Source organism: Curtobacterium sp. AC273, assembly GCF_979253735.1.
Genome location: NZ_CEEDDU010000010.1, coordinates 1 through 21,081 on the forward strand (window position 1 = coordinate 1; position 21,081 = coordinate 21,081).

The following is a 21,081-nucleotide window of genomic DNA, read 5'->3' on the forward strand; positions in this document are numbered from 1 at the left end:
CAGACGTCGCACGTGACGGTGTCGGCCGGGATGAAGACCGGGGCCGTGAACCGCCACTGGTCGATGCCGAGGAGTGCGACTCGCGGGAGCCCTCGAACACCCCGGTGCGTGCGATGAGGCCGAGGCACAGCGACGTACCGAGCAGTCCGTGCACGATCCGCTGGCCGTAGCGCGTCCGCGAGGCGAACTCGACGTCCGTGTGGACCTGGTTGTTGTCGTTCGTCCACGAGGCGAACGACACCACGTCCGCCTCGGTGATCGTGCGACCCGGGGTCGTGAAGGCTCTGTCCGGCGGCGAGGTCCTCGAGGTAGTGCGGCACGTCGTATCCTCGCAGACCGGCACCGCTTCGCGGCCGTTCACACCTTCGCGAGGGTTTCTGCCGCGCCCGGGACCGTGCCTGTTCGACGGCCGCGTGTTCGGTCGTCGTCAGCACGCCGTGGCCGAACGTGTCCTCGCCCCGCTCCGCCGCAGCCACCGCCAGCTCCCGGTAGGCCGCGGTCGCGTGCGCGGCGTCGAGCACTTCACCGGAGGGACTCCTGCAGCCGCTTCAGGAACCCGAGCCGGCGCTTCCCGAGGTCCGGCCCCTCGCCCGCGGCCTGTAGGGCGTAGCGCTATCGCCGTGCCGCCTTCCGGACCTCGTGCAGGTCGTCGAGGTCCCTCGACCCGGCCGTCGAGCGTGGCGCCGACCCGGTGCCGTTCCTTCCGGATCCGGTGCACGGCGAAGGCCGGGCGTCGTCGTCGGCGTGATGCGGTCCCGTGGCGCCCGTTCGATCAGGTCGTCGAGGTGGTCGAGCGTCGCGGCCCACGCGGGGGAACGCATGGTCCGACGGAAGTCCGCGGCGGCGGCTGCTCGAGCCCGGTCCACGTGCGCGCCGATCCGGTCGAGCACGTGCCGGCGTCGACGTACCCCGTCCGGTGCGCGTGCGGCCGTCCGCAGCAGCCGGTCGCGCAGGACCTCGGCGTCCCGTTGCCACCCCCGCCACCCGGGCGACACCGGCCAGCTCCGCCCGCAGCACCTCCGTCCACACCGCGGTCGAGGGCGCCCCGGTACGCGGCAAGCACACTCCGGAGGCGGCGCAGCACCTTCCGGAGGTCGTTGGACCGACTCTCGCTCGTCGGCGCGGACATGGGGATCGACCGCGACGAGGTCGACCCGCAACGCGCGCAGCACCTCGCGCCAGAGCCGCCCGCCGCGGTGCCGCGCCGCGAGGACGCTTCGAGGTCCCGCCGCGCCGGAGTGGTGCCGTTCGCGCGGCGCCGGTTTCGTCGTGGCCGCCGGCCCGTCCGCCGCCGGGTGCTGCTGGTTCGGCGGCGTCGGCCAACGCGCGTTCCGCCGCCCGCGCGACCGCCCCGTGCTCCCGTCGTCGCTCAGCGCCCACCACCGTGCCGACCGCAGCAGTGTCGCTCTCCGGGTCGCCCTCGTCCACGCGCACGTCGGCGACCTCGGCACGGATTCGTCCGTCGCGCCCGCAGAGCTCGACCAGTGTCGTCGCCGTGTCCCGCACCCGCACCACCCGGAGCGCCCGCCCGCGCACGAACACCTCGACCGGGTCCCGAGGGGGTTGCTCGCCGTCCCCGTCGCCGTCGAGGTCGGGTCCGACCGCCACGGGCCCGTGCCTCGCGGTCGACGGACCACCCCGCGTCGGACCGCAGCGAGTTCGACCCCCTCGGTGGCGAGGACGCGGTCCTCGGTGTCCCACAGCGTCTCGCGCAGGACGACCGGCTCGGGGCGGCGGACGTCGTCGGCGAAGGCTCGAGGGCGGGGAGGCGACGGTCGTCGGGGATCCGCCAGGTGCAGCGGGGGTCGGTGCGGGCCTCTGGGTCACGGTGCGGGGGGTCGGCATGGGGACGAGTGTCGTCCGCTCCACCTGTCCCGTCCCGACGCTCGGCGCGTTCTGTGGACGGTGCCGGTCGCAGGCAGCGCCCTGTGGAGGACCCGACACGAGGGGCCCGACACGAGGACCCGATCCGAGGACCCGATCCGAGGACCCGATCCGAGGACCCGATCCGAGGACCCGCCCCGAGGACCCGACACCGCTCCAGGCCCCGACGCGTACCGTTCGCTGCATGAGCGACGAGGCCCCGAGCGCCCCACCGACCCCCGGCACGACACCACGCCCGAGCCGGAGAGCGACCCCACCGACACCGTGCTCGAGGGCTGGATCGCCCACCAGCGCTGGTACACGGCGAAGGGGGCCAGCCCGCGGCTCCGCACCGTCGCCCGGTCCGACGGCACCCGTCTGGTCCTCGACGACGCACCGACCGGCCCCGTCCTCTACCAGGCACCCGTCACGAGCAACGCCGACGGCTCGCTCCGCGACGCCACCTCGGACCCCGCCTGGGTCGCCTCGCTGGCAGCCCTGGATCGACGCCGACCCCGACAGCCTCGGCCCGATCGGCACGGTGACGTCCTCTCGCGGGTCCTCAGCGGCGAGCAGTCGAACACCTCGGTCATCTGCGACACCGACTCCGGCGACCAGGTGATCGTGAAGGTGTTCCGCGTCCCGCTACCACGGCGACAACCCCGACGTGACCACGCAGCTCGCCCTGTCCGCAGCCGGGAGCACCCGGGTCCCGCGGGTGGCCGGTGCGCTCGGGGGCTCCTGGCCCGACCCCGGCCGACCCGACGGCACGGCCACGGGGCACCTCGCCTTCGCGCAGGAGTTCCTCCCCGGCTACGAGGACGCCTGGCGCGTGGCGCTCCGGGACGCCAGGCAGGGCACGTCGCTTCACGACGGGGGCGGACCGGCTCGGCGAGGCGCTCGCCGAGGTCCACGGCACCCTCGCCCGCGCGCTGCCGACCGAGGCGGCCGACGACACCCGGCGGAACGCGGCGGTCGCCACGATGCACGCGCGCCTTCGACGCTGCGGCAGCCGAGGCCCCGGCGATCGCCGAGCACGTCGACGCCGTCCGCGCGGTCTGGCCGCCCGGGCCGCTGCCGTGGCGTGGCCCGGACCTGCGACGCATCCACGGCGACCTGCACCTCGGACAGGTCCTCGCCGAGCCGGATCCGCGCGGCTGGGTCTTCCTCGACTTCGAGGGCGAACCGCTCCCGCCCCGCTCACCGAACGGTCCCTGCCCGACGTCACCCTCCGTGACGTCGCCGGCGGCATGCTCCGGTCCTTCGACTACGTGGCCGGCGCACTCGCGCAGGACGCCGAACCGGTCGACGCGGGAGCGTGGGCGTCGGCCGCACGGTCGGCGTTCCTCGACGGGTACGAGCGCGGCACGGGTGCCGAACTCGTCACGCACCGCGAACTGCTCGACGCGTTCGAACTGGACAAGGCCGTCTACGAGGTCGTCTACGAGACCCGCAACCGACCCGACTGGGTCGGCATCCCGCTCGCAGCGGTGACGCGTCTCTCGCCACCCGCAGCGCGCCTGCAGGACCGCGACCCCACCCCGACGGACGGGAGGCGCAGTTTAGCTGGCACCGCGCCTCCCGTCCGTCCATCGGGTCACCTCGCTCAGTTGACCGGGCCGGGTGTACTTCTCGCCCGGGTCCGGCGCCCGGGGCGGTCCTGGATCGCGGAGGCCTCGCGGAAGGCGAGCTGCACCGACCGGAGTCCGTCGCGCAGCGGACGGGCGTGGTGGTCGCCGATCTCGGTCGCGGCCGCGGTGACCAGGCCCGCGAGGGCCGTGATGAGGCTTCCGGGCCTCGTCGAGGTCGGTCTGCTCCTGCGGGTCGTCCGCCAGGCCGACCTTGACGGCGGCGGCGCTGAGCAGGTGCACGGGATGGTGTTGATGAGCTCGACCGCGGGCACCTCCGGAGATGTCGCGCGCGGCGTCGTCGGCGGCGTTCACACTGCGTCGAACGGTGCTGGAGTGTCGGTCACGGTGCTCCTCTGCTGAGGCTGTGTGGGCGGCAGATGCTGTCTGCGTGCCCGAACTCGTGCGAACGAGGCCGAACACACCGCCAGCGTCACGAAAGAGGGTCTCTCCCACCCGCGGCCGCGCACCACCAGGCTACCCGGGTCCACACCGCTCCACCGGCGTCCGCGCCGGTCGGTCACCCCGCTGGGGTGGCGTCGGGCGGCTGCCGAACGGGTCACGATCCGTGCGTCAGATCGCCCTCTCTCGTGCCGTCGTCCAGGGCAAGAACGCTCCCGGACGGCCACCACCTGATTTGAAGGAGCTCCAGCATTCCTGATCCCCGTACTGCTATGACCGAATCCGCGTCCACGAGGTCCGTCTTGTCGGGACCCCAGGGCAGGAGCAGGTCGGCGTTGTCCCCATCGCCGTCGCACTGCGCCTCGCGCAGGAAGCCGAGCTGGATCTGGTCGAGGTCGCGCCGAACTCGGAAGCCGCCCGTGGCCAAGATCATGGACTACGGAAAGTTCAAGTACGAGGCCGCTCAGAAGGCCAAGGAAGCGCGTCGCCACCAGGTGAATACGGACCTCAAGGAAGTCCGTTTCCGCCTGAAGATCGACGTGCACGACTACGAGACGAAGCGCAAGCGCGCCGAGGAGACTTCCTCCTCGGTGGCGACAAGGTGAAGGCGATGATCCTCTTCCGTGGCCGCGAGCAGTCGCGTCCGGAGCAGGGTGTCCGTCTCCTCCAGAAGTTCGCGGAAGAGATCGCCGAGTTCGGTGTCGTCGAGTCGCGTCCGACCCAGGACGGCCGCAACATGACGATGATCATCGCCCGCTCAAGAACAAGTCCGACGTCAAGGGCGAGCAGAACGCGGAAGCGCGCTGCTCCAGAAGGCCGAGCGTCGTGCGACGGAGTACGCCTGCGAAGGGCAAGGACGGCGCCGACGAGCCCGCCGAGTCCGAGCAGGCCGAAGCTCCCGCCGAATAGGTCATCCCGACCTGAACCGCAGTTCTCCCAACCGCAACGACGCGGCCCCCATCCACCCCACGGAAAGGCACCACGATGCCCAAGCAGAAGACCCACTCCGGGTCGAAGAAGCGCTTCAAGGTCATGTGGCAGCGGCAAGATCATGAAGCAGCAGGCCGGTATGCGTCATAACCTCGAGGTGCAAGTCTGCCAAGCGCAAGTTCGCCTCAACGAGGACCAGGTCCTCGCCGGCTTCGTGACGCGAAGAACGTGCAAGAAAGCTCCTCGGCCACTGAGCCCCGCAGAACGGCAAGGAACCAGATCAATGGCACGAGTAAAGAGAGCGGTCAACGCCGCCAAGAAGCGCCGCGTCATCCTCGAGCGCGCCGAGGGCTACCGCGGCCAGCGTTCGCGCCTGTACCGCAAGGCCAAGGAGCAGGTCACCCACTCCCTCGTCTACGCGTACCGCGACCGTCACGCGAAGAAGGGCGGAGTTCCGTCGCCTCTTGATCCAGCGCATCAACGCTGCCTCGCGTGCGAACGGCCTGACCTACAACCGCCTCATCCAGGGTCTGCTGCAACTGAGCCTGGCCGGCGTCCGAGGTCGACCGTCGCATCCTCGCCGAAACCTCGCGGTGAACAACTCCGGAGACCTTCACGGCCTCTCGTCGAGACCGCGAAGAACGCCCTCCCGGCCGACACCTCGGCCCCGAAGGCCGCGTAGTCCCGTCCTGCTGTTCCCGAAGCCCTCGTTCCGTCCGCGGAACGGGGGGCTCGTGTGCATGCTGCGAGACTGGTCGGGTGAAGGCGATCTCCTCGAGAACCCCCGTGCCGGCCGCGTCAAGGCCGTTGCCGCCCTGTCCAAGAAGGACGTCCGTGCCGAGACGGGCCTCTTCCTGCTCGAGGGACCGCAGGCGGTGCGCGAGGCGATCGAGTACCGACCGGAGCTCCTCCGCGAGCTCTACGTGAAGCCGAACCGCCGCGCCGCGCGTTACGCGCTCGACGACGCCCTGGTGGACACCTGGTTCGTCACCGAGCAGGTGCTCGACGCGATGGCCGACACCGTCACCCCGCAGGGTGTGGTCGGGTGTGCCAGCAGTTCCCGACGTCGGTGAAGGACGTCTTCCCGGACACGGCCGACAGCCAGGAGGCGCGTGGCGGCCTGCCGGGGATCGTCGCGATCCTCGAAGAGGTGCGGCCTGACCCGGCAACGCCGGCACGATCATCCGCGCCGCGGACGCAGCCGGTGCCGACGCGGTGGTCCTCACCGGACGGAGCGTCGACCCGTACAACCCGAAGGTCGTGCGGTCGACCACGGGGTCGCTCTTCCACGTCCTGGTGTCGGTCGGCGTGACCCTGGCCGACGCGGTGTCCCGGGCGCGGGCCTCGGCTACACGATCCTCGCAGAAAGCCGACGTCTCCGGCGACGACCTGCCGGACGTCCGTGCCGATGACCCAGGTGCCGGGGATGCTCGACGGCCCGACCCGCGTGGGTGTTCGGCAACGAGGCCCGCGGCCTGACGGCGGAGGACCTCGCACTGGTCGACCGCGCCGTGAAGGTGCCGATCTACGGCAAGGCCGAGTCGATGAACCTCGCGACCGCCGCGTCCGTCTGCCTGGTACGAATCGGCCTTCGCGCACCGGACGGCGTAGTCATCCATAAGACGGCGTAGTCCTCCACAAGGAGGCCGGTGTCCGGTTCCCTCCACCGTCCGTGCGGGCAGGTCGGCGGTATCCCACGGGCCGGTAGGCTTGGGCCTCGTGTCAGAACCTCTCGAGATCAGCGAATCGGCCGTCGCCGACGCGGTGGACCAGGCCCTCGCGGCGGTCCGCGCCACGACGACCGTCGCCGAGCTGAAGCAGGCCCGAGCCGAGCACACCGGTGAGCAGTCGCCGTTGGCACGGATGAACGCGTCGATGCGCAGCGTTTCACCGAGCTGAAGGCCGCCGCCGGCAAGCTCGTCGGACAGGCCCGCGGCCGGGTGAACGCGGCGATCGCCGAGCAGGAGTCCGTGCTCGCCGAGGCCGAGGAACGCGCGCGGCTCGACGCCGAGCGCGTCGACGTCACCGCGCTGCCGTCCCGCCGCACACCCGGCGCACGCCACCCCGCTCTCGCTCCTCAACGAGACCGTCGCTGACATCTTCGTCGGCATGGGGTGGGAAGTGGCAGAGGGGGCCGAGCTGAGCACGAGTGGTTCAACTTCGACGCCCTGGAACTTCGACCCCGACCACTCCCGCACGGGCGATGGCGGACACTGATCTTCGTCGAACCCGTCGACCGGCACCTGGTCATGCGCACGCACACCTCGCGCCCGTGCAGGTGCGCTCCCTGCTGTCGCGTGACCTGCCGCTCTACGTCATCGCCCCCGGCCCGCGTGTACCCGCGGACGAGCTCGACGCGACCCACCTGCCGGTCTTCACCCAGGTCGAGGGCATCGCGATCGACAAGGGCCTGACCATGGCGCACCTGCGTGGCATCGGACTCGAGCGCCTCGCGCGGCAGATGTTCGGCGCCGAGGCGCAGATCCGTCTCCGCCCGAACTACTTCCCGTTCACCGAGCCCAGCGCCGAGATGGACGTCTGGCAGCCGAACGCCAAGGGCGGCGCTCGGTGGATCGAGTGGGGTGGCTGCGGCATGGTCAACCCCAACGTCCTGCGCTCCGCCGGCATCGACCCGGACGAGTACCAGGGCTTCGCGTTCGGCATGGGCATGAGCGGACGCTGCAGTTCCGCAACGGCCTGAACGACATGCGTGACTTCCTCGAGGGCGACATCCGCTTCTCGCAGCAGTTCGGAACGGTGGTCTGGATGCCGTCCCACTCCGTTGGCTCGGTGAGTCCGTCGACCTCCCCGACGACGTCACCCTCGAGCACGTCCACGCGGCGCTCGTGTCGGTCGGCTTCGAAGAAGAGGACGTCCACACCTACGACCTCACCGGACCGATCGTCGTCGGCCGCGTGATGCTAGCGCGAGCCGGAGCCGCAGAAGAACGGCAAGACCATCAACTGGTGCCAGGTCGACGTCGGCGAGGCCGAGCCCCGCGGCATCGTCTGCGGTGCGTACAACTTCGACGTGGGGGACCTCGTCGTCGTGACGCTCCCCGGCGCCGTCCTGCCCGGGCCGTTCCCGATCGCCGCGCGCAAGACCTACGGCCACGTGTCGGACGGCATGATCGCCTCGGCATCAAGGAACCTGGGCCTCGGCGACGAGCACGACGGCATCCTGCGCTTCGCCGACCTCGGCATGGACCCGGCGGTGGGTAAGGACGCCATCGAACTGCTCGGCCTCGACGACGCCGCGGTGGAGATCAACGTCACCCCGGACCGCGGCTACGTGATGAGCATGCGCGGCGTCGCGCGGGAGTACTCGCACCGCCACCGGCGCCACCTTCCACGACCCGGTCGACCGGGTCACGCCCCCGGACGAGGCGAGGGTTTCCGCGTCACGGTCGACGACCGGGCCCCGATCCGTGGACGGGTCGGCGAGGTCAACCTGTCGTCATCGCGTGGTTCGCGGCATCGACCCCACGGTGAAGACACCGGCTTGGATGGTGTCTCGCCTGGCACTGGCGGGTGTCCGCTCGATCTCGCTGCCCGTCGACATCACGAACTACGTGATGTTCGAGCTCGGGCAGCCGCTGCACTGGGTACGACCTCCGCGAAGGTGCAGGGCGCGGACTCGGTGCTCCGGCGAGGCCACTGCGGGGAGACGCTGACGACCCTCGACGACGTCCAGCGGGCGCTCGACCCCGAGGACCTCGTCATCACCGACGACGACGGCCCCGTCGGCCTCGCCGGCGTGATGGGCGGCGCCCGGACCGAGATCTTCGGACACCACGACCGACGTCCTCATCGAGGCCGCCGGCTTCGACCAGGTGTCGATCGCACGCACGGCCTCGCTGTCACAAGCTGCCGAGCGAGGCGTCCCGCCGCTTCGAGCGCGGGGTCGACCCGCTCGTCGCCGAGGCCGCGGCCAACCGTGCCGTCGACCTGCTCGTCGAGCCTCGCGGGTGGCACTCCCGATGCGCTCGGCTCGACGCTGGTCGACACCGCTCCCCGCCCGACCGTGGTCGATGCGCCTGACCCGTCCGGCCGAGGTGGTCGGCGTCGAGTACACCGAGGGCGAGGTCATCGACACCCTCCGGGCGATCGGTGCCGCGGTCGAGTCCGACGGCGAGCTGCTCGTCGTCACCCCGCCGACCTGGCGCCCCGACCTCACCGACGACACGACCCTGGTGGAAGAGGTCGCCCGCATCGTCGGGTACGACCGCATCCCGAGCGTCCTGCCGGTCGCGCCGCCCGGCCGCGGTCTGACCGGCACCAGCTCGCACGCCGCGCTGGTCGCCGCGGCCCTCGCCGCCGACGGTCTGGTCGAGGTCGTGACCGCCCCGTTCGTCTCGCGCTCCGCCGCAGGACGCCTACCCGGGCATCGACGGTGACGGCGGACCGAGCGTCGTGCTCGCGAACGCGCTCGGACAGCGAGCAGAGCCTGCTGCGGCGAGCGGTCTGCCGGCCCTCGTCGACGCCGCTCGTCGGAACGTGTCGCGCGGCCTGGTCGACGTCGCCCTGTACGAGACCCTCGCGGGTGTTCCTGCCGGTCGCGGACGTGACCCTCGGCACCGACTCGGTGCCCGTCGGTGCGGCGCTGCCGGACCGCGAGACCCTCGCCGCGCTCGACGCCTTCGTCCCTGCCCCCGCAGCCGTTCCACGTGTCCGCGCTGCTCACCGGCAACCGCGTCGTCAAGCAGCCCGGCGTGCTGCCCGAGCCGTACGGCATCGCGGACGCCCTCGAGGTCGCGCGGGCCGTCGCGGGCCGTCGGTGTGGAGCTGACCGTGGCCCAGACCAGCCACCCGTCGCTCCACCCGGGCCGTGCTGCGTCGCTCCTCGTGGGCGACACCGTCGTCGGCGTCGCGGGTGAACTGCTGCCCGAACTGACCGACGCCGCGGTGCTGCCGCGCGCTGGTCGCCGTCGTCGAGCTCGACCTCGACGCCCTGGTCAGTGCCGCACCCGAACTCTCAGTGTCGGTGGCGCCGATCGTGTCCTACCCGGCGGCGACGCAGGACCTCTCGCTGGTCGTCGGTTCCGACGTCCGGCGGGCGAAGGTACTGGATGCGGTCGAGACTGGCGCCGGAGACCTCCTGTGAGGTATGCTCGGCTCGTGGATGACTACCGGGGCACCGGCGTGGACGAGGGACAGAAGTCCCCTGACGTTCGCGCTGCGCTTCCGCGCCACGGACCGCACCCTGACCGCTGCCGAGGCCACCGAGGCCCGTGACGGCGCCGTCCGACGTGCCGGCGAGGATTCGGGGCGACCCTGCGCGACTGATCCACGGGATCAGCACCGCCCGGGGTCGCCGCCTCCGACTCTCTCGACGACCAGTCCGACCAAAGGTGGAATCCCATGTCCGTATCCGTCGCCGTGGCGGGAGCTTCCGGCTACGCGGGCGGTGAGCTCCTTCGGGTGCTCTCCGCCCATCCCGAGTTCGACGTCAGGACGGTGACGGCGTTCTCGAACGCCGGACAGCCGCTCATCGCGACGCAGCCGCACCTCCGCTCGTTGTCGCACCTGACCCTCGTCGAGACGACGGCGGAGAACCTGCGCGGGCACGACGTCGTCTTCCTCGCGCTGCCGCACGGCCAGTCCGGTGCGATCACGGCCGAGCTCGGCGACGACGCCCTGGTCGTCGACTGCGGTGCGGACCACCGGCTGACCGACCCTGCGGCATGGCAGGCCTTCTACGGCGGCGAGTACCACGGCGCGTGGACCTACGGCCTCCCGGAACTGCTGCACGCGGCACCGACGCCCGGCTCCGCCGAAGAGTGGCGCGACGTCGACGACATCCAGACGCAGGGTCGCCAGCGCGAAGCCCTCGTCGGCACGAAGCGGATCGCGGTCCCGGGCTGCAACGTCACGGCGGTCACCCTCGGCATCCAGCCCGGCATCCAGGCCGGCCTCGTGCACGCCGACGACATCGTCGCCGTGCTGAGCGTCGGCCCGAGCGGCGCCGGCAAGAAGCTCGAGACCACCTACCTGGCGTCCGAGATCATGGGGTCCGCCAGCGCGTACGCGGTGGGCGGGAAGCACCGGCACATCCCGGAGATCCAGCAGAACCTCGCGGTCGCCGGTGCCTCCGACGTCACGATCTCGTTCACGCCGGTCCTCGTCCCGATGTCCCGCGGCATCCTCGCCACGACGACGGCGAAGCTCGCGCCCGGGGTCAGCGCCCGCGACGTCCGCCTCGCGTGGAGCAGGCCTACGGCGACGAGCCGTTCGTGCACCTGCTGCCCGAGGGCGAGTTCCCCTGGGTCGCCGACACCATCGGGGCCAACACGGCGCTGATCGGCATCGCCGTCGACGAGGCCGCAGGCCGCGTCGTCGCGGTGACCGCGCTCGACAACCTGGAGAAGGGCACGGCGGGTGCCGCCGTGCAGTCGACCAACATCGCCCTGGGCTTCCCGGAGACCCTCGGCCTCACCGTGGACGGGGTTGCACCGTGACCGAGACCGACGTGACCGGTACCGACCAGACCGACCCGAGCCTCCAGGGTGTCACCGCGGCAGCGGGCTTCCGCGCCGCCGGTGCGACCGCCGGACTGAAGACGAGCGGCAACCCCGACGTGGCACTCGTCGTGAACGACGGCCCGTCAGCGGCCGTGGCCGCGGTGTTCACCAGCAACCGCGCACAGGCGCACCCCGTGATCTGGTCCCGCCAGGTCGTCGGGGACGGCGTCGCGAAGGCCGTGTTCCTCAACTCCGGCGGCGCGAACTGCTTCACGGGCCCGTTCGGCTTCCAGACCACCCACATGACGGCCGAGGCCGTGGGTGACGCCCTCGGGATCGGTGCCGGCGACGTCGTCGTCTGCTCGACCGGGCTCATCGGCGTCGGCGACCAGAGCTTCCGCGACGGCGTGCTCGCGGGTGTCTCCCTGACGGCCGAGGCGCTGTCCGACGACGGCGGCCCCGATGCCGCCGCGGCGATCATGACCACCGACACCCGGGCGAAGCAGTCCGCCGTGACCGAGGACGGCTGGACCGTCGGCGGCATGGCGAAGGGCGCCGGCATGCTGGCGCCCGGCCTCGCGACGATGCTCGTGGTGATCACCACCGACGCCGTCCTGTCGGCGGACGAGCTCGACCAGGCGCTCCGTGCCGCGACCCGGGTGACCTTCGACCGCGTCGACTCCGACGGCTGCATGTCGACGAACGACACCGTGGTGCTGATGTCCTCCGGCGCGAGCGGCGTCCACACCCGAGGTCGGCGACTTCCAGGAGGCCCTGACCGCGGTGTGCGCCGACCTCGCGCGCCAGCTAGCAGCAGGACGCCGAGGGCGCGAGCCACGACATCGCGATCACGGTCGTGAACGCCGCCACCGAGGACGACGCCGTGACCGTCGGCCGGAGCGTGGCGCGGAACAACCTGTTCAAGGCCGCGGTGTTCGGCAACGACCCGAACTGGGGCCGGGTGCTCGCAGCCATCGGCACGACCGACGCCGAGTTCGACCCGTACGCCGTCGACGTCTCGATGAACGGGGTCCGCGTCTGCCACGCCGGCGCCCCGGACCAGCCGAGCGACAGCGTCGACCTGACGCCGCGCGACACGCACGTGCTCATCGACCTCGGCGTCGGTCCCCACGCGGCGACGATCCTCACGAACGACCTCACGCACGACTACGTGCACGAGAACAGCGCGTACTCCAGCTGATGACCGACCTGACGAAGCAAGAAGAGCACGAGCTCGCGGCGGTCAAGGCCGCGACGCTCATCGAGTCCCTGCCGTGGTTGAAGCGGTTCTCCGGCAAGATCGTCGTCGTCAAGTTCGGCGGCAACGCGATGATCAACGAGGACCTCAAGCGCGCGTTCGCCGAGGACATGGTCTACCTCCGGTACGCCGGCCTGCACCCGGTCGTCGTGCACGGCGGCGGCCCGCAGATCTCCGCCGCGCTCAAGGAGCAGGGCATCGAGTCCGAGTTCCGCGGCGGCTACCGGGTCACCACGACCGAGGCGATCACGGTGGTGCGTGACGTCCTCGCGGGTGAGGTCAACCGCGAGATCGTCGACCTGGTCAACGAGCACGGCGACGGTCTGGCCGTCGGCGTGTTCGGCGACGGCGGGTCCCTCTTCACCGGCGAGAAGAAGGGTGTCGTCGTCGACGGCGAGCACTTCGACCTCGGACACGTCGGGGACATCACGCACGTCGACCCGTCGGGAGTCCTCGCGGCGATCGAGGCGGGCCGCATCCCGGTCGTCTCGAGCATCGCCATCGACGACGCCCACCCCGACCAGGCGCTCAACGTGAACGCCGACGCCGCAGCGGGTGCGCTCGCGATCGCCCTCAAGGCGTCCAAGCTCATGATGCTCACCGACGTCCCGGGCCTCTACCGCAACTGGCCGGACCGCGACTCGATCGTCGACCTCATCGCGGTCGAGGAACTCCGTGAGCTCCTGCCGTCCCTCGAGTCGGGCATGATCCCGAAGATGACCGCGTGCCTCGACGCCGTGGTCGGCGGGGTCGGCGGCGCCACGATCATCGACGGCCGGATCCCGCACTCGATCCTGCTCGAGGTCTTCACCCTGCGGGGCGCGGGCACCGAGGTGATCCCGGACCCGAGCCGCCGCACCGAGAACCAGATGACCCACGCCGAGATCGGCCGACGCTCGCGTCGCCGACGAGCACCGCCGGCCCTGGGCGCCGGCCGCCCTGGAGCACCGGCGGCCGCCACGAAGCCAGCACGATCGAGCGACCCAGCACGACCGAGGAAGGACACGCGCAGTGAGCACCGAGACGCAGACCGAGACCTGGAACGACCGGTTCGGGGCGTCGCTCATGCGATCCCTGACGCCGCCGAAGATCATGCTCGAGCGTGGTCAGGGCTGCCGCGTGTGGGACGTCGAGGGCAACGAGTACCTCGACTTCCTCGCCGGCATCGCGGTGAACTCCCTCGGACACGCCCACCCCGCGCTCGTCGAGGCGATCTCGGACCAGGCCGCGAAGCTCGTGCACGTGTCGAACTACTTCGCGACGCCGCCGCAGCTCGAGCTCGCCGAACGACTGAAGCGCATCACCGGCGCCGGCGACGCCGGCCGCGTGTACTTCGGCAACTCCGGCGCCGAGGCGAACGAGGCCGCGTTCAAGCTCGCCCGGCTCAACAAGGGCGCCGACGGCCGCAAGACCCGCATCCTCGCGCTGAAGCAGGGCTTCCACGGCCGCACGATGGGTGCGCTTCGCGCTTCACCGGCAAGCCCGCCCTGCAAGAGGACTTCCTGCCGATGGTGCCGGGTGTCGAGCACATCGACTCCACGGTCGCGGCGCTCGAGGAGTCGATCGACGACACCGTCGCCGCGCTCTTCATCGAGCCGATCAAGGGCGAGGCCGGCGTCGTCGACCTGCCCGAGGGCTTCCTGCAGACCGCCCGACGCCTCACCGAGGAACACGGCGCGCTGCTCGTCCTCGACGAGATCCAGACCGGCGTCGGCCGCACGGGCAACTGGTTCGCCTTCCAGGGCCACGGCTTCGAGCCCGACGCGGTCACGGTCGCGAAGGGCATCGCCGGCGGGTTCCCGATCGGCGCACTCGTGACCTTCGGCTGGGCCTCCGACCTCTTCTCGGCCGGTCAGCACGGTTCGACGTTCGGCGGCAACCCCCTCGGCACCCGCGTGGCGAACGCCGTGCTGGCCGAGATCGAGCGTGCCGACCTCGTCGCGGGCGCCGTCATCAAGGGCGAACGCATCCGGGCCGGCATCGCCGCGCTGGGGTCCCTGCTCGTCGAAGAGGTCCGTGGCACGGGCCTCCCTCATCGGCGTGGGCCTCGCCGGCCCCGTCGCGGCCGCAATCAGCGCAGACGCGCTCGGGCGTGGCCTCATCATCAACGCCCCGAACGAGTCGAGCCTGCGCATCGCGCCGCCGCTCATCGTGTCCGACGCCGAGATCGACGAGTTCGTGTCGATCCTCGCCCAGAGCCTCGCGGCCGTCGCTGCCGCCCAGGAGACCACCGCATGACCCGCCACTTCCTCCGGGACGACGACCTCAGCCAGGCCGAGCAGTCCGCCATCCTCGACCTCGCGGCCCAGATGAAGGCCGACCGCTGGGGCGCGAAGCCCTCGCCGGGCCGCAGAGCGTCGCGGTGATCTTCGACAAGTCGTCGACGCGCACCCGGGTGTCCTTCCACGTCGGCATCTCCGACCTCGGCGGCAGCCCGCTCATCATCTCGACGGCGAACAGCCAGCTCGGCGGCAAGGAGACCCCGACGGACACCGCCCGTGTCCTCGAGCGCATGGTGTCCGCGATCGTCTGGCGCACCTACGGCCAGGCGGGTCTCGAGGAGATGGCCGCGAACACCAGCGTGCCCGTGGTGAACGCGCTCTCCGACGACTTCCACCCGTGCCAGCTCCTCGCCGACCTGCTGACCATCCGTGAACACCGCGGGACCCTCGCCGGCCAGACCGTCGCCTTCATCGGCGACGGGGCGAGCAACATGGCGCAGTCGTACCTGCTCGCCGGTGCGACGGCGGGCATGCACGTCCGGGTCGCCGCACCCGCCGAGTTCTCGCCGGCGGCCGAGGTCGTCTCCGACGCCGAGCGTCGCGCGGCCGAGACCGGCGGGTCGGTCCTGGTCGTCACGGACCCGGTCGCCGCGGTCGCCGGAGCCGACGTCGTCGTCACCGACACCCTGGGTGTCGATGGGGAAGGAAGACGAGAAGCAGGCGCGGCTCGACACCTTCAACGGCTACCGGGTGGACGACGCCCTTATGGCACACGCCGCCGACGACGCGGTGTTCATGCACTGCCTGCCCGCCGACCGTGGCTTCGAGGTCACGGCCGAGGTCATCGACGGCCCGCGCAGCATCATCTGGGACGAGGCGGAGAACCGTCTGCACGCGCAGAAGGCCCTCCTCGCCTGGCTCCTCGCAGCGAACGCGACCGCCGCGGCGCGACCGCCTGCAGGCGCGACCGCCGCAGGCGCGACCGCCTCGGGCGCTACCGCCGCGAACGCGACCGCAGGCGTCTGACCAGGAGTCCGAAGTGGCAAGACCGCGTCGTCCTCGCGTACTCCGGCGGCCTCGACACCCTCCGTCGGGATCGGTCGGCTGCGCGACGTCACGGGCAAGGACGTCGTCGCACTCGTGGTCGACGTCGGCCAGGGCGGCGAGGACCTCGGCGCGATCCGGCAGCGCGCCCTCGACTGCGGCGCCGTCGAGGCGATCGTCGTCGACGCGAAGGACGAGTTCGCCGACGACCACGTCGCACCCGCGTTGAAGGCGAACGCCCTCCACCAGAAGCGCTACCCGCTGGTCTCCGCCCTGAGCCGTCCGCTCATCGCGAAGCACCTGGCCCTGACGGCGAAGCAGCTCGGCGCGGACAGCGTCGCGCACGGTTGCACCGGCAAGGGCAACGACCAGGTCCGCTTCGAGGCCGCCGTCGCCTCGATCGCCCCCGACCTGACGAGCCTGGCGCCGGTGCGGGACCTCGCACTCCCGCGCGACCGGGCGATCGCGTACGCGAACGAGCACGGGCTGCCGATCGAGGAGCGCGCCCCGGCCGACCGGCAACGTCTCGGTCGACCCAGAACGTGTGGGGGCGTGCGGTGGAGACCGGACCGCTCGAGGACCCGTGGAGCGCGCCGACAGAGGACCTCTACGTGTACACGCAGGACCTCGACGATCCCGCGCGACCCGGACGAGGTGACGATCACGTTCGAGCAGGGTGTCCCGGTCGCGATCGACGGGCAGCGGTTCAGCGTGCTGCGGATCGTGCAGGAGCTGACACGCCCTGGCCGGCAAGCACGGCGTCGGGCGCATCGACGTCGTGGAGGACCGCGTGGTCGGCATCAAGTCGCGCGAGGTGTACGAGGTACCGGGCCGCGGTCGCGCTCATCGCGGCGCACGAGGAGCTGGAGAGCCTGACGCTCGAGCGCGACGTGAACCGGTACAAGCGGCACGTCGAGGCCGAGTGGGCGGGATTCCTCGGTCGACGGGCTGTGGTTCGAGGGGCTCAAGCGCAGCCTCGACGCCTTCATCGACCACACCCAGCTGCACGTGTCGGGTGACGTCAGTGCTGCAGCTGCACGGCGGGCGCGCGGTGGTGACGGGGGCGCCGGTCGAGCCAGAGCCTCTACGACTTCGAGCTCGCCACCTCCGACGCCGGTGACGGGTTCGACCATCGAGCAGGCGAAGGGGTTCCAGCAGACATCTGGGCGCTGCCGAGCCGCATCACCGCCCGCCGCGATCGCGCCAACTGACCGCATCGACGAACGCCCGCCACGACGAAACACCCACCACGAAGAACGCTCCCACCACGAAGAACGCCCCACCACGAAGAACGCCCCACCACGGACACCAAGCCACCCCCACGAACGAGCAGAGCAGAGACATGACCGACGCGAACCAGCCCGCCGCCAAGACCGACGCCACCAACACCGGCGCCCTCTGGGGCGGCCGCTTCGCCGACGGCCCGAGCGCCGAACTCGCCGCGCTGTCCCGGTCGACGCAGTTCGACTGGCAGCTCGCCCCCTACGACATCGCCGGGTCCCGCGCCCACGCCCGCGCACTGCAGACCGCCGGGTACCTCACCGACGACGAGCTCGAGCGGATGCTGGCCGGGCTGGACCGTCTCGAAGAGCGCGCACGCCGACGGCACCCTCGTGCCGGACGACGGCGACGAGGACGTGCACGGCGCCCTCGAGCGGCTCCCTCATCGCGGACGTCGGTCCCGAGCTGGGTGGCAAGCTCCGCGCCGGGCGCAGCCGCAACGACCAGATCGCGACCCTCGGCCGCATGCACATGCTCGACCACGGCCGGCGCATCCGGTCGGCTCGTGATCGACCTGGTGGACGCGCTGAGCCAGCAGGCGAACGAGCACCCGGGCGCGATCATGCCGGGCCGCACGCCACCTGCTGCACGCGCAAGCCGGTCCTCCTCGCCCACCACCTCCTCGCGCACGCCTGGCCGCTGGTCCGCGACCTCCGAACGGCTCCGCGACTGGGCAGACCGGGCGAGCGTGAGCCCGTGGCTGGCGCGGGTGCGGGTGGAGCTCGCTCGGCCTCGACCCGGCGGCGATCGCCCGCGAGCTCGGCTTCGCCCGCCCCGCGGACAACTCGATCGACGCCACGGCGGCCCGCGACGTGGTGGCGGAGTTCGCGTTCGTCCTGGCGCAGGTCGGCATCGACGTGTCGCGTCTGGCGGAGGAGATCATCCTCTGGAACACCAAGGAGTTCGGCTTCGTCCGGCTGCACGACGCGTTCTCCACCGGGTCGAGCATCATGCCGCAGAAGAGGAACCCGGACATCGCCGAGCCTCGCACGCGGCAAGTCCGGTCGGCTCATCGGCAACCTGACCGGTCTCCTGGCGACGCTAAGGGCCTGCCCATGGCGTACAACCGCGACCTGCCTGGAGGACAAGGAGCTCCGTCTTCGACTCCGTCGCCCAGCTCGAGGTGCTCCTGCCGGCAGCTCCACCGGCATGGTCGCGACGCTGTCCTTCGACGCCGACCGGATGGCCGAGCTTCGCCCCGCAGGTGCTTCGCCCTCGCGATCGAGGACGTCGCCCAGTGGCTGGTGCGCCAGGGCGTCCCGTTCCGGGATGCGCACGAGATCCTCGGGTGCGCTCGTCCGGTACTGCGAGGACCACGGCCTCGAGCTCGACCAGCCGACCGACGACGAGTACCGCTCGGTGTCCGAGCACCTGACGCCGGAGGTCCGCGCCGTCCTGACGATCGAGGGCAAGCGTCGCGTCGCGTTCCGGCGTGGGCGGTACGGCGCCCGACCGGGTCGCCGAGCAGCTCGGCCTCGCTCACCCGTCGCGTGCACGACCTGGCAGAGGGCGCGCCCTTCACGCGATGACCGACCCCGTCCTCGCGCTCCTCTCCGAGCCGGCCCCGGTGGTCCGCACCGGCGCTCCTCGGTGCGACGATCGCCGGCAAGGGCGTGACGCTCCGCATCACCGAGGTCGAGGGCCTACTTCGGCCCGACCGACCCCGGCTCGCACGGTCACCGTGGGCCGACGCCGCGCAACCGGCACCTGTTCGGTCCACCGGGGACCGTGGACGCGTACCGGTCGTACGGCATCCACACCTGCGTCAACGTGGTGAGTGCGCCGGCGGGGACGTCCTCCGGTTCGCTGCTGCGGGGCGCTGGTGGTGACCGACGGCGTCGAGGTGGCTCGTGCGCGGCGTGGCCCGTCCCGTCGCGGACGTCGCCCTGGCGCGGGACCCGGCAACCTCGGCGGCGCGCTCCGGAGCGGTCCTCGGCAGAGGACGACGGGCACGATGCTCCTCGGACGGTTCCGAGTCCGTACATGCTGACGCTCGCACCCGGCTGGCGCTGGGGCGCAGCTCACCTCCGCCGGTCCGGCCCGCGTCGTCGAGGAACTCCTGCTCGAGACCCTCCCCGCGGCAGCCGCGGGACCGGTCCGGTCCCCGCGCATCTCGCGCGGGCGCGCGCACCGGCGTCGGCGGCATAGCCGGCGGTGCGGGGTCTCCCCTGGCGGTTCTGGTTGACGGGTGACCCGACGGTCTCGACGTACCGACGGCACAAGGGGGCGCCCTGGACTAGCGGGGGCCGCACCGCGCCTCCAGGCCTGCCCGCGCCGCTACGATGGCGGGGTGTCCAGTGAAGCCGCTCACGATGTCCTGACGCGCCAGCAGAACGACCCGACCTTCGCCTCGGTCCCTGGACGAACTGCGTTGGCGCGATCCTGGCCACGTCTCGACCGACGAGACCGCACTGCAAGAGACCCTCGACGGCGAGCCGATCACGTACTACTGCGGCTTCGACCCGACCGCGGCGTCGCTGCACCGCGGCAACCTCCTGCAGCTCCTGACGATGCGGCGGATCCAGCTGGCCGGGCACCGGCTGCTCGCGCTGGTGGGTGGATCGACCGGACTTCATCGGCGATCCGCGTCCCACCGCCGAGCGCACCCTGAACACCCCGGAGACGGTCGCCGACTGGGTGACCCGCCTGCAGGACCAGGTCTCCGCTGCTTCCTGTTCGAGGACGGGGCCAACGGCGTCCGGCTGGTGAACAACCTCGACTGGACGGCACCGCTGTCCGTGATCGACTTCCTCCGCGACATCGGCAAGTACTTCCGCGTCAACCTCGATGCTCAAGAAGGACGCCGTCGCCGCGCGTCTCAACTCGGACGCGGGGATCAGCTACACGGAGTTCAGCTACCAGATCCTGCAAGGGCTCGACTACCGCGAGCTCTTCCTGAGTACGGGTGCACGCTCCAGACGGGCGGTTCCGACCAGTGGGGCAACCTGACCTCGGGGACGGAACTGATCCGGCGGACCGGGAGGGCAAGGCGGTGGACGCGCTGGGGACGCCCCTCATCACGAAGAACTCGGACGGCACGAAGTTCGGCAAGAGCGAGGGCAACGCGATCTGGCTCGACCCGGAGATGACGTCGCCGTACGCCTTCTACCAGTTCTGGCTCAACACGTCGGACGCCGACGTGATCCCGCGTTGCGGCAGTCTACGTTCCTGTCCCGCGCAGAGGTCGAGCGGCTCGAGCAGGCGGTGGCCGACGAGCCCTTCCGCCGAGAGGCCCAGCGGACCCTGGCGGTCGAGGTCACCACGATCGTGCACGGGCCCGAGGCGACGCAAGCGGCGATTTCGACGCGTCGGCTGCGCTCTTCGGCAACGGCGACCTCGGGGCGCTCGACACCGCGACCCTGCGCTCGGCGATCCGCCCGGAACTGCCGGGCTCGGTGACCCTGGCCGGCGATGCGGACGTGGCCCGGGCGCTCGTCGACACCGAACTCGTGAAGTCCCTCGGCGAAGCCCGTCGTGCGATCGACCAGGGCGGTGTGTACGTGAACAACACCCGCGCCGAGGATCCGGCGACCCCGCTGTCCGACCTCGCCCCTGCCCCACTGCGAAAAGGGGGGGGGGGGGGGGGGAGTACTCGTCCTCCGTCGTGGCAAGAAGACCCTCGCGGGCGTGACCCTCTCCTGATCGTCGTCGTCCGTCGGTGCCCGGTTCCCCTGGTGGGAGCCGGGCACCGCCCCGTTCGGGGCCCCTTGTTGCAGAAGGCGACACGCCCGGGATGTGACGCGTCTTGGCGCACCCGCCGAACGCTGCGTATGGGGTTCTTACTCGTCACCCCAAAGGTGCGGCGGAGCGGCTGGAGCTGAAAGCCCAGAGCACGCCGGCCCTCAAGCGGGACCATCCTCCACTGAAGTTCAGATCTGGCCTTGCGCTGGATCGGCTTCGACGCCTAGGATGACTACTCCACCGGTTCTCTCCCTCGGGATGAGCCACAGGGCCTCTGGTCCGGACGGCGGGCTTCGGTCTGACCGGGTGGAC

Annotated in this window: 11 protein-coding genes and 17 pseudogenes; 25 read left to right on the top strand and 3 right to left on the bottom strand. The window is 71.4% G+C overall.

Going from position 1 to position 21,081, the window contains the following annotated elements; all coding sequences use genetic code 11:
* Window positions 1–244 (bottom strand): MaoC/PaaZ C-terminal domain-containing protein (locus ACZ8AI_RS17800; protein WP_464859282.1); only part of this gene is annotated, 244 nt, incomplete at its 3' end.
* A 304-nt stretch (window positions 245–548) separates the two neighbouring features.
* Window positions 549–1,637, bottom strand: coding sequence for a CHAD domain-containing protein (locus ACZ8AI_RS17805; RefSeq protein WP_464859283.1), 1,089 nt, complete (start codon window positions 1,635–1,637; stop codon window positions 549–551).
* Between the two features lie 511 nt (window positions 1,638–2,148).
* Between ACZ8AI_RS17805 and ACZ8AI_RS17810 the strand changes: the two genes are divergently transcribed.
* Complete coding sequence (locus tag ACZ8AI_RS17810; protein ID WP_464859284.1) at window positions 2,149–3,357, top strand: hypothetical protein; 1,209 nt, start codon at window positions 2,149–2,151, stop codon at window positions 3,355–3,357.
* 68 nt (window positions 3,358–3,425) lie between these two features.
* Here the strand turns inward: ACZ8AI_RS17810 and ACZ8AI_RS17815 are convergent.
* Window positions 3,426–3,806, bottom strand: a pseudogene (locus tag ACZ8AI_RS17815) (DUF1844 domain-containing protein).
* A gap of 367 nt (window positions 3,807–4,173) precedes the next feature.
* Between ACZ8AI_RS17815 and ACZ8AI_RS17820 the strand changes: the two are divergent.
* The 24 genes and pseudogenes from ACZ8AI_RS17820 to ACZ8AI_RS17935 form a co-directional block, all read left to right on the top strand.
* Window positions 4,174–4,233 (top strand): annotated as a pseudogene (locus ACZ8AI_RS17820) (hypothetical protein); the annotation flags it as partial.
* A gap of 79 nt (window positions 4,234–4,312) precedes the next feature.
* Window positions 4,313–4,498: a translation initiation factor IF-3 gene (locus tag ACZ8AI_RS17825; protein WP_464859285.1), complete on the top strand. Its 186-nt coding sequence runs from the start codon at window positions 4,313–4,315 to the stop codon at window positions 4,496–4,498.
* A gap of 32 nt (window positions 4,499–4,530) precedes the next feature.
* Window positions 4,531–4,590: pseudogene (locus ACZ8AI_RS17830) on the top strand (translation initiation factor IF-3); the annotation flags it as partial.
* Window positions 4,591–4,877: 287 nt separating this feature from the next.
* Window positions 4,878–5,031 (top strand): annotated as a pseudogene (locus ACZ8AI_RS17835) (large ribosomal subunit protein bL35); the annotation flags it as partial.
* Window positions 5,032–5,106: 75 nt separating this feature from the next.
* Window positions 5,107–5,505: pseudogene (gene rplT / locus ACZ8AI_RS17840) on the top strand (50S ribosomal protein L20).
* A gap of 58 nt (window positions 5,506–5,563) precedes the next feature.
* A pseudogene (locus ACZ8AI_RS17845) lies at window positions 5,564–6,434 on the top strand (TrmH family RNA methyltransferase).
* A gap of 108 nt (window positions 6,435–6,542) precedes the next feature.
* A complete protein-coding gene (locus ACZ8AI_RS17850; RefSeq protein WP_464859286.1) occupies window positions 6,543–6,722 on the top strand; it encodes a hypothetical protein in 180 nt (59 codons plus the stop codon).
* A gap of 41 nt (window positions 6,723–6,763) precedes the next feature.
* Complete coding sequence (locus tag ACZ8AI_RS17855; RefSeq protein ID WP_464859287.1) at window positions 6,764–6,919, top strand: hypothetical protein; 156 nt, start codon at window positions 6,764–6,766, stop codon at window positions 6,917–6,919.
* 107 nt (window positions 6,920–7,026) lie between these two features.
* Window positions 7,027–7,524 carry a tRNA ligase subunit PheS family protein gene (locus tag ACZ8AI_RS17860; RefSeq protein ID WP_464859288.1) on the top strand — a complete coding sequence of 166 codons (498 nt, stop codon included), beginning with the start codon at window positions 7,027–7,029 and terminating at the stop codon, window positions 7,522–7,524.
* Window positions 7,525–7,781: 257 nt separating this feature from the next.
* Window positions 7,782–8,546, top strand: a pseudogene (locus tag ACZ8AI_RS17865) (phenylalanine--tRNA ligase subunit beta); the annotation flags it as partial.
* A gap of 307 nt (window positions 8,547–8,853) precedes the next feature.
* Window positions 8,854–9,219 (top strand): hypothetical protein, encoded by a 366-nt coding sequence (locus tag ACZ8AI_RS17870; RefSeq protein ID WP_464859289.1) that lies wholly within the window; start codon window positions 8,854–8,856, stop codon window positions 9,217–9,219.
* Window positions 9,216–9,611 (top strand): hypothetical protein, encoded by a 396-nt coding sequence (locus tag ACZ8AI_RS17875; protein WP_464859290.1) that lies wholly within the window; start codon window positions 9,216–9,218, stop codon window positions 9,609–9,611. Before ACZ8AI_RS17870 ends, ACZ8AI_RS17875 begins: the two co-directional genes overlap by 4 nt.
* A gap of 2 nt (window positions 9,612–9,613) precedes the next feature.
* Entirely contained in the window at window positions 9,614–10,057 is a 444-nt protein-coding gene (locus ACZ8AI_RS17880) for a hypothetical protein (protein WP_464859291.1), read from the top strand.
* 126 nt (window positions 10,058–10,183) lie between these two features.
* Window positions 10,184–11,280: pseudogene (locus tag ACZ8AI_RS17885) on the top strand (N-acetyl-gamma-glutamyl-phosphate reductase).
* A gap of 11 nt (window positions 11,281–11,291) precedes the next feature.
* Window positions 11,292–12,484 (top strand): annotated as a pseudogene (gene argJ / locus ACZ8AI_RS17890) (bifunctional glutamate N-acetyltransferase/amino-acid acetyltransferase ArgJ).
* Window positions 12,484–13,383: pseudogene (gene argB, locus ACZ8AI_RS17895) on the top strand (acetylglutamate kinase); the annotation flags it as partial. The pseudogenes argJ and argB, both read left to right, overlap by 1 nt.
* Window positions 13,384–13,606: 223 nt before the next feature.
* A pseudogene (locus tag ACZ8AI_RS17900) lies at window positions 13,607–14,779 on the top strand (acetylornithine transaminase).
* Window positions 14,776–15,789 (top strand): annotated as a pseudogene (gene argF / locus ACZ8AI_RS17905) (ornithine carbamoyltransferase). Before ACZ8AI_RS17900 ends, argF begins: the two co-directional pseudogenes overlap by 4 nt.
* Window positions 15,786–17,018, top strand: a pseudogene (locus tag ACZ8AI_RS17910) (argininosuccinate synthase). Before argF ends, ACZ8AI_RS17910 begins: the two co-directional pseudogenes overlap by 4 nt.
* Window positions 17,019–17,149: 131 nt before the next feature.
* A pseudogene (gene argH / locus ACZ8AI_RS17915) lies at window positions 17,150–18,559 on the top strand (argininosuccinate lyase); the annotation flags it as partial.
* 230 nt (window positions 18,560–18,789) lie between these two features.
* Window positions 18,790–19,236, top strand: a pseudogene (locus ACZ8AI_RS17920) (DNA-3-methyladenine glycosylase); the annotation flags it as partial.
* 329 nt (window positions 19,237–19,565) lie between these two features.
* Window positions 19,566–19,811 (top strand): annotated as a pseudogene (locus tag ACZ8AI_RS17925) (tyrosine--tRNA ligase); the annotation flags it as partial.
* A gap of 269 nt (window positions 19,812–20,080) precedes the next feature.
* Window positions 20,081–20,170: pseudogene (locus ACZ8AI_RS17930) on the top strand (hypothetical protein); the annotation flags it as partial.
* 367 nt (window positions 20,171–20,537) lie between these two features.
* Entirely contained in the window at window positions 20,538–20,909 is a 372-nt protein-coding gene (locus tag ACZ8AI_RS17935) for a S4 domain-containing protein (protein ID WP_464859292.1), read from the top strand.
* Window positions 20,910–21,081: the final 172 nt, after the last annotated feature.

Excerpts from the sequence above, each read along its gene's own strand:
- ACZ8AI_RS17860 (WP_464859288.1), top strand. The coding sequence starts at position 7,027 with ATGGCGGACACTGATCTTCGTCGAACCCGTCGACCGGCACCTGGTCAT.
- ACZ8AI_RS17870 (WP_464859289.1), top strand. The coding sequence starts at position 8,854 with ATGCGCCTGACCCGTCCGGCCGAGGTGGTCGGCGTCGAGTACACCGAG.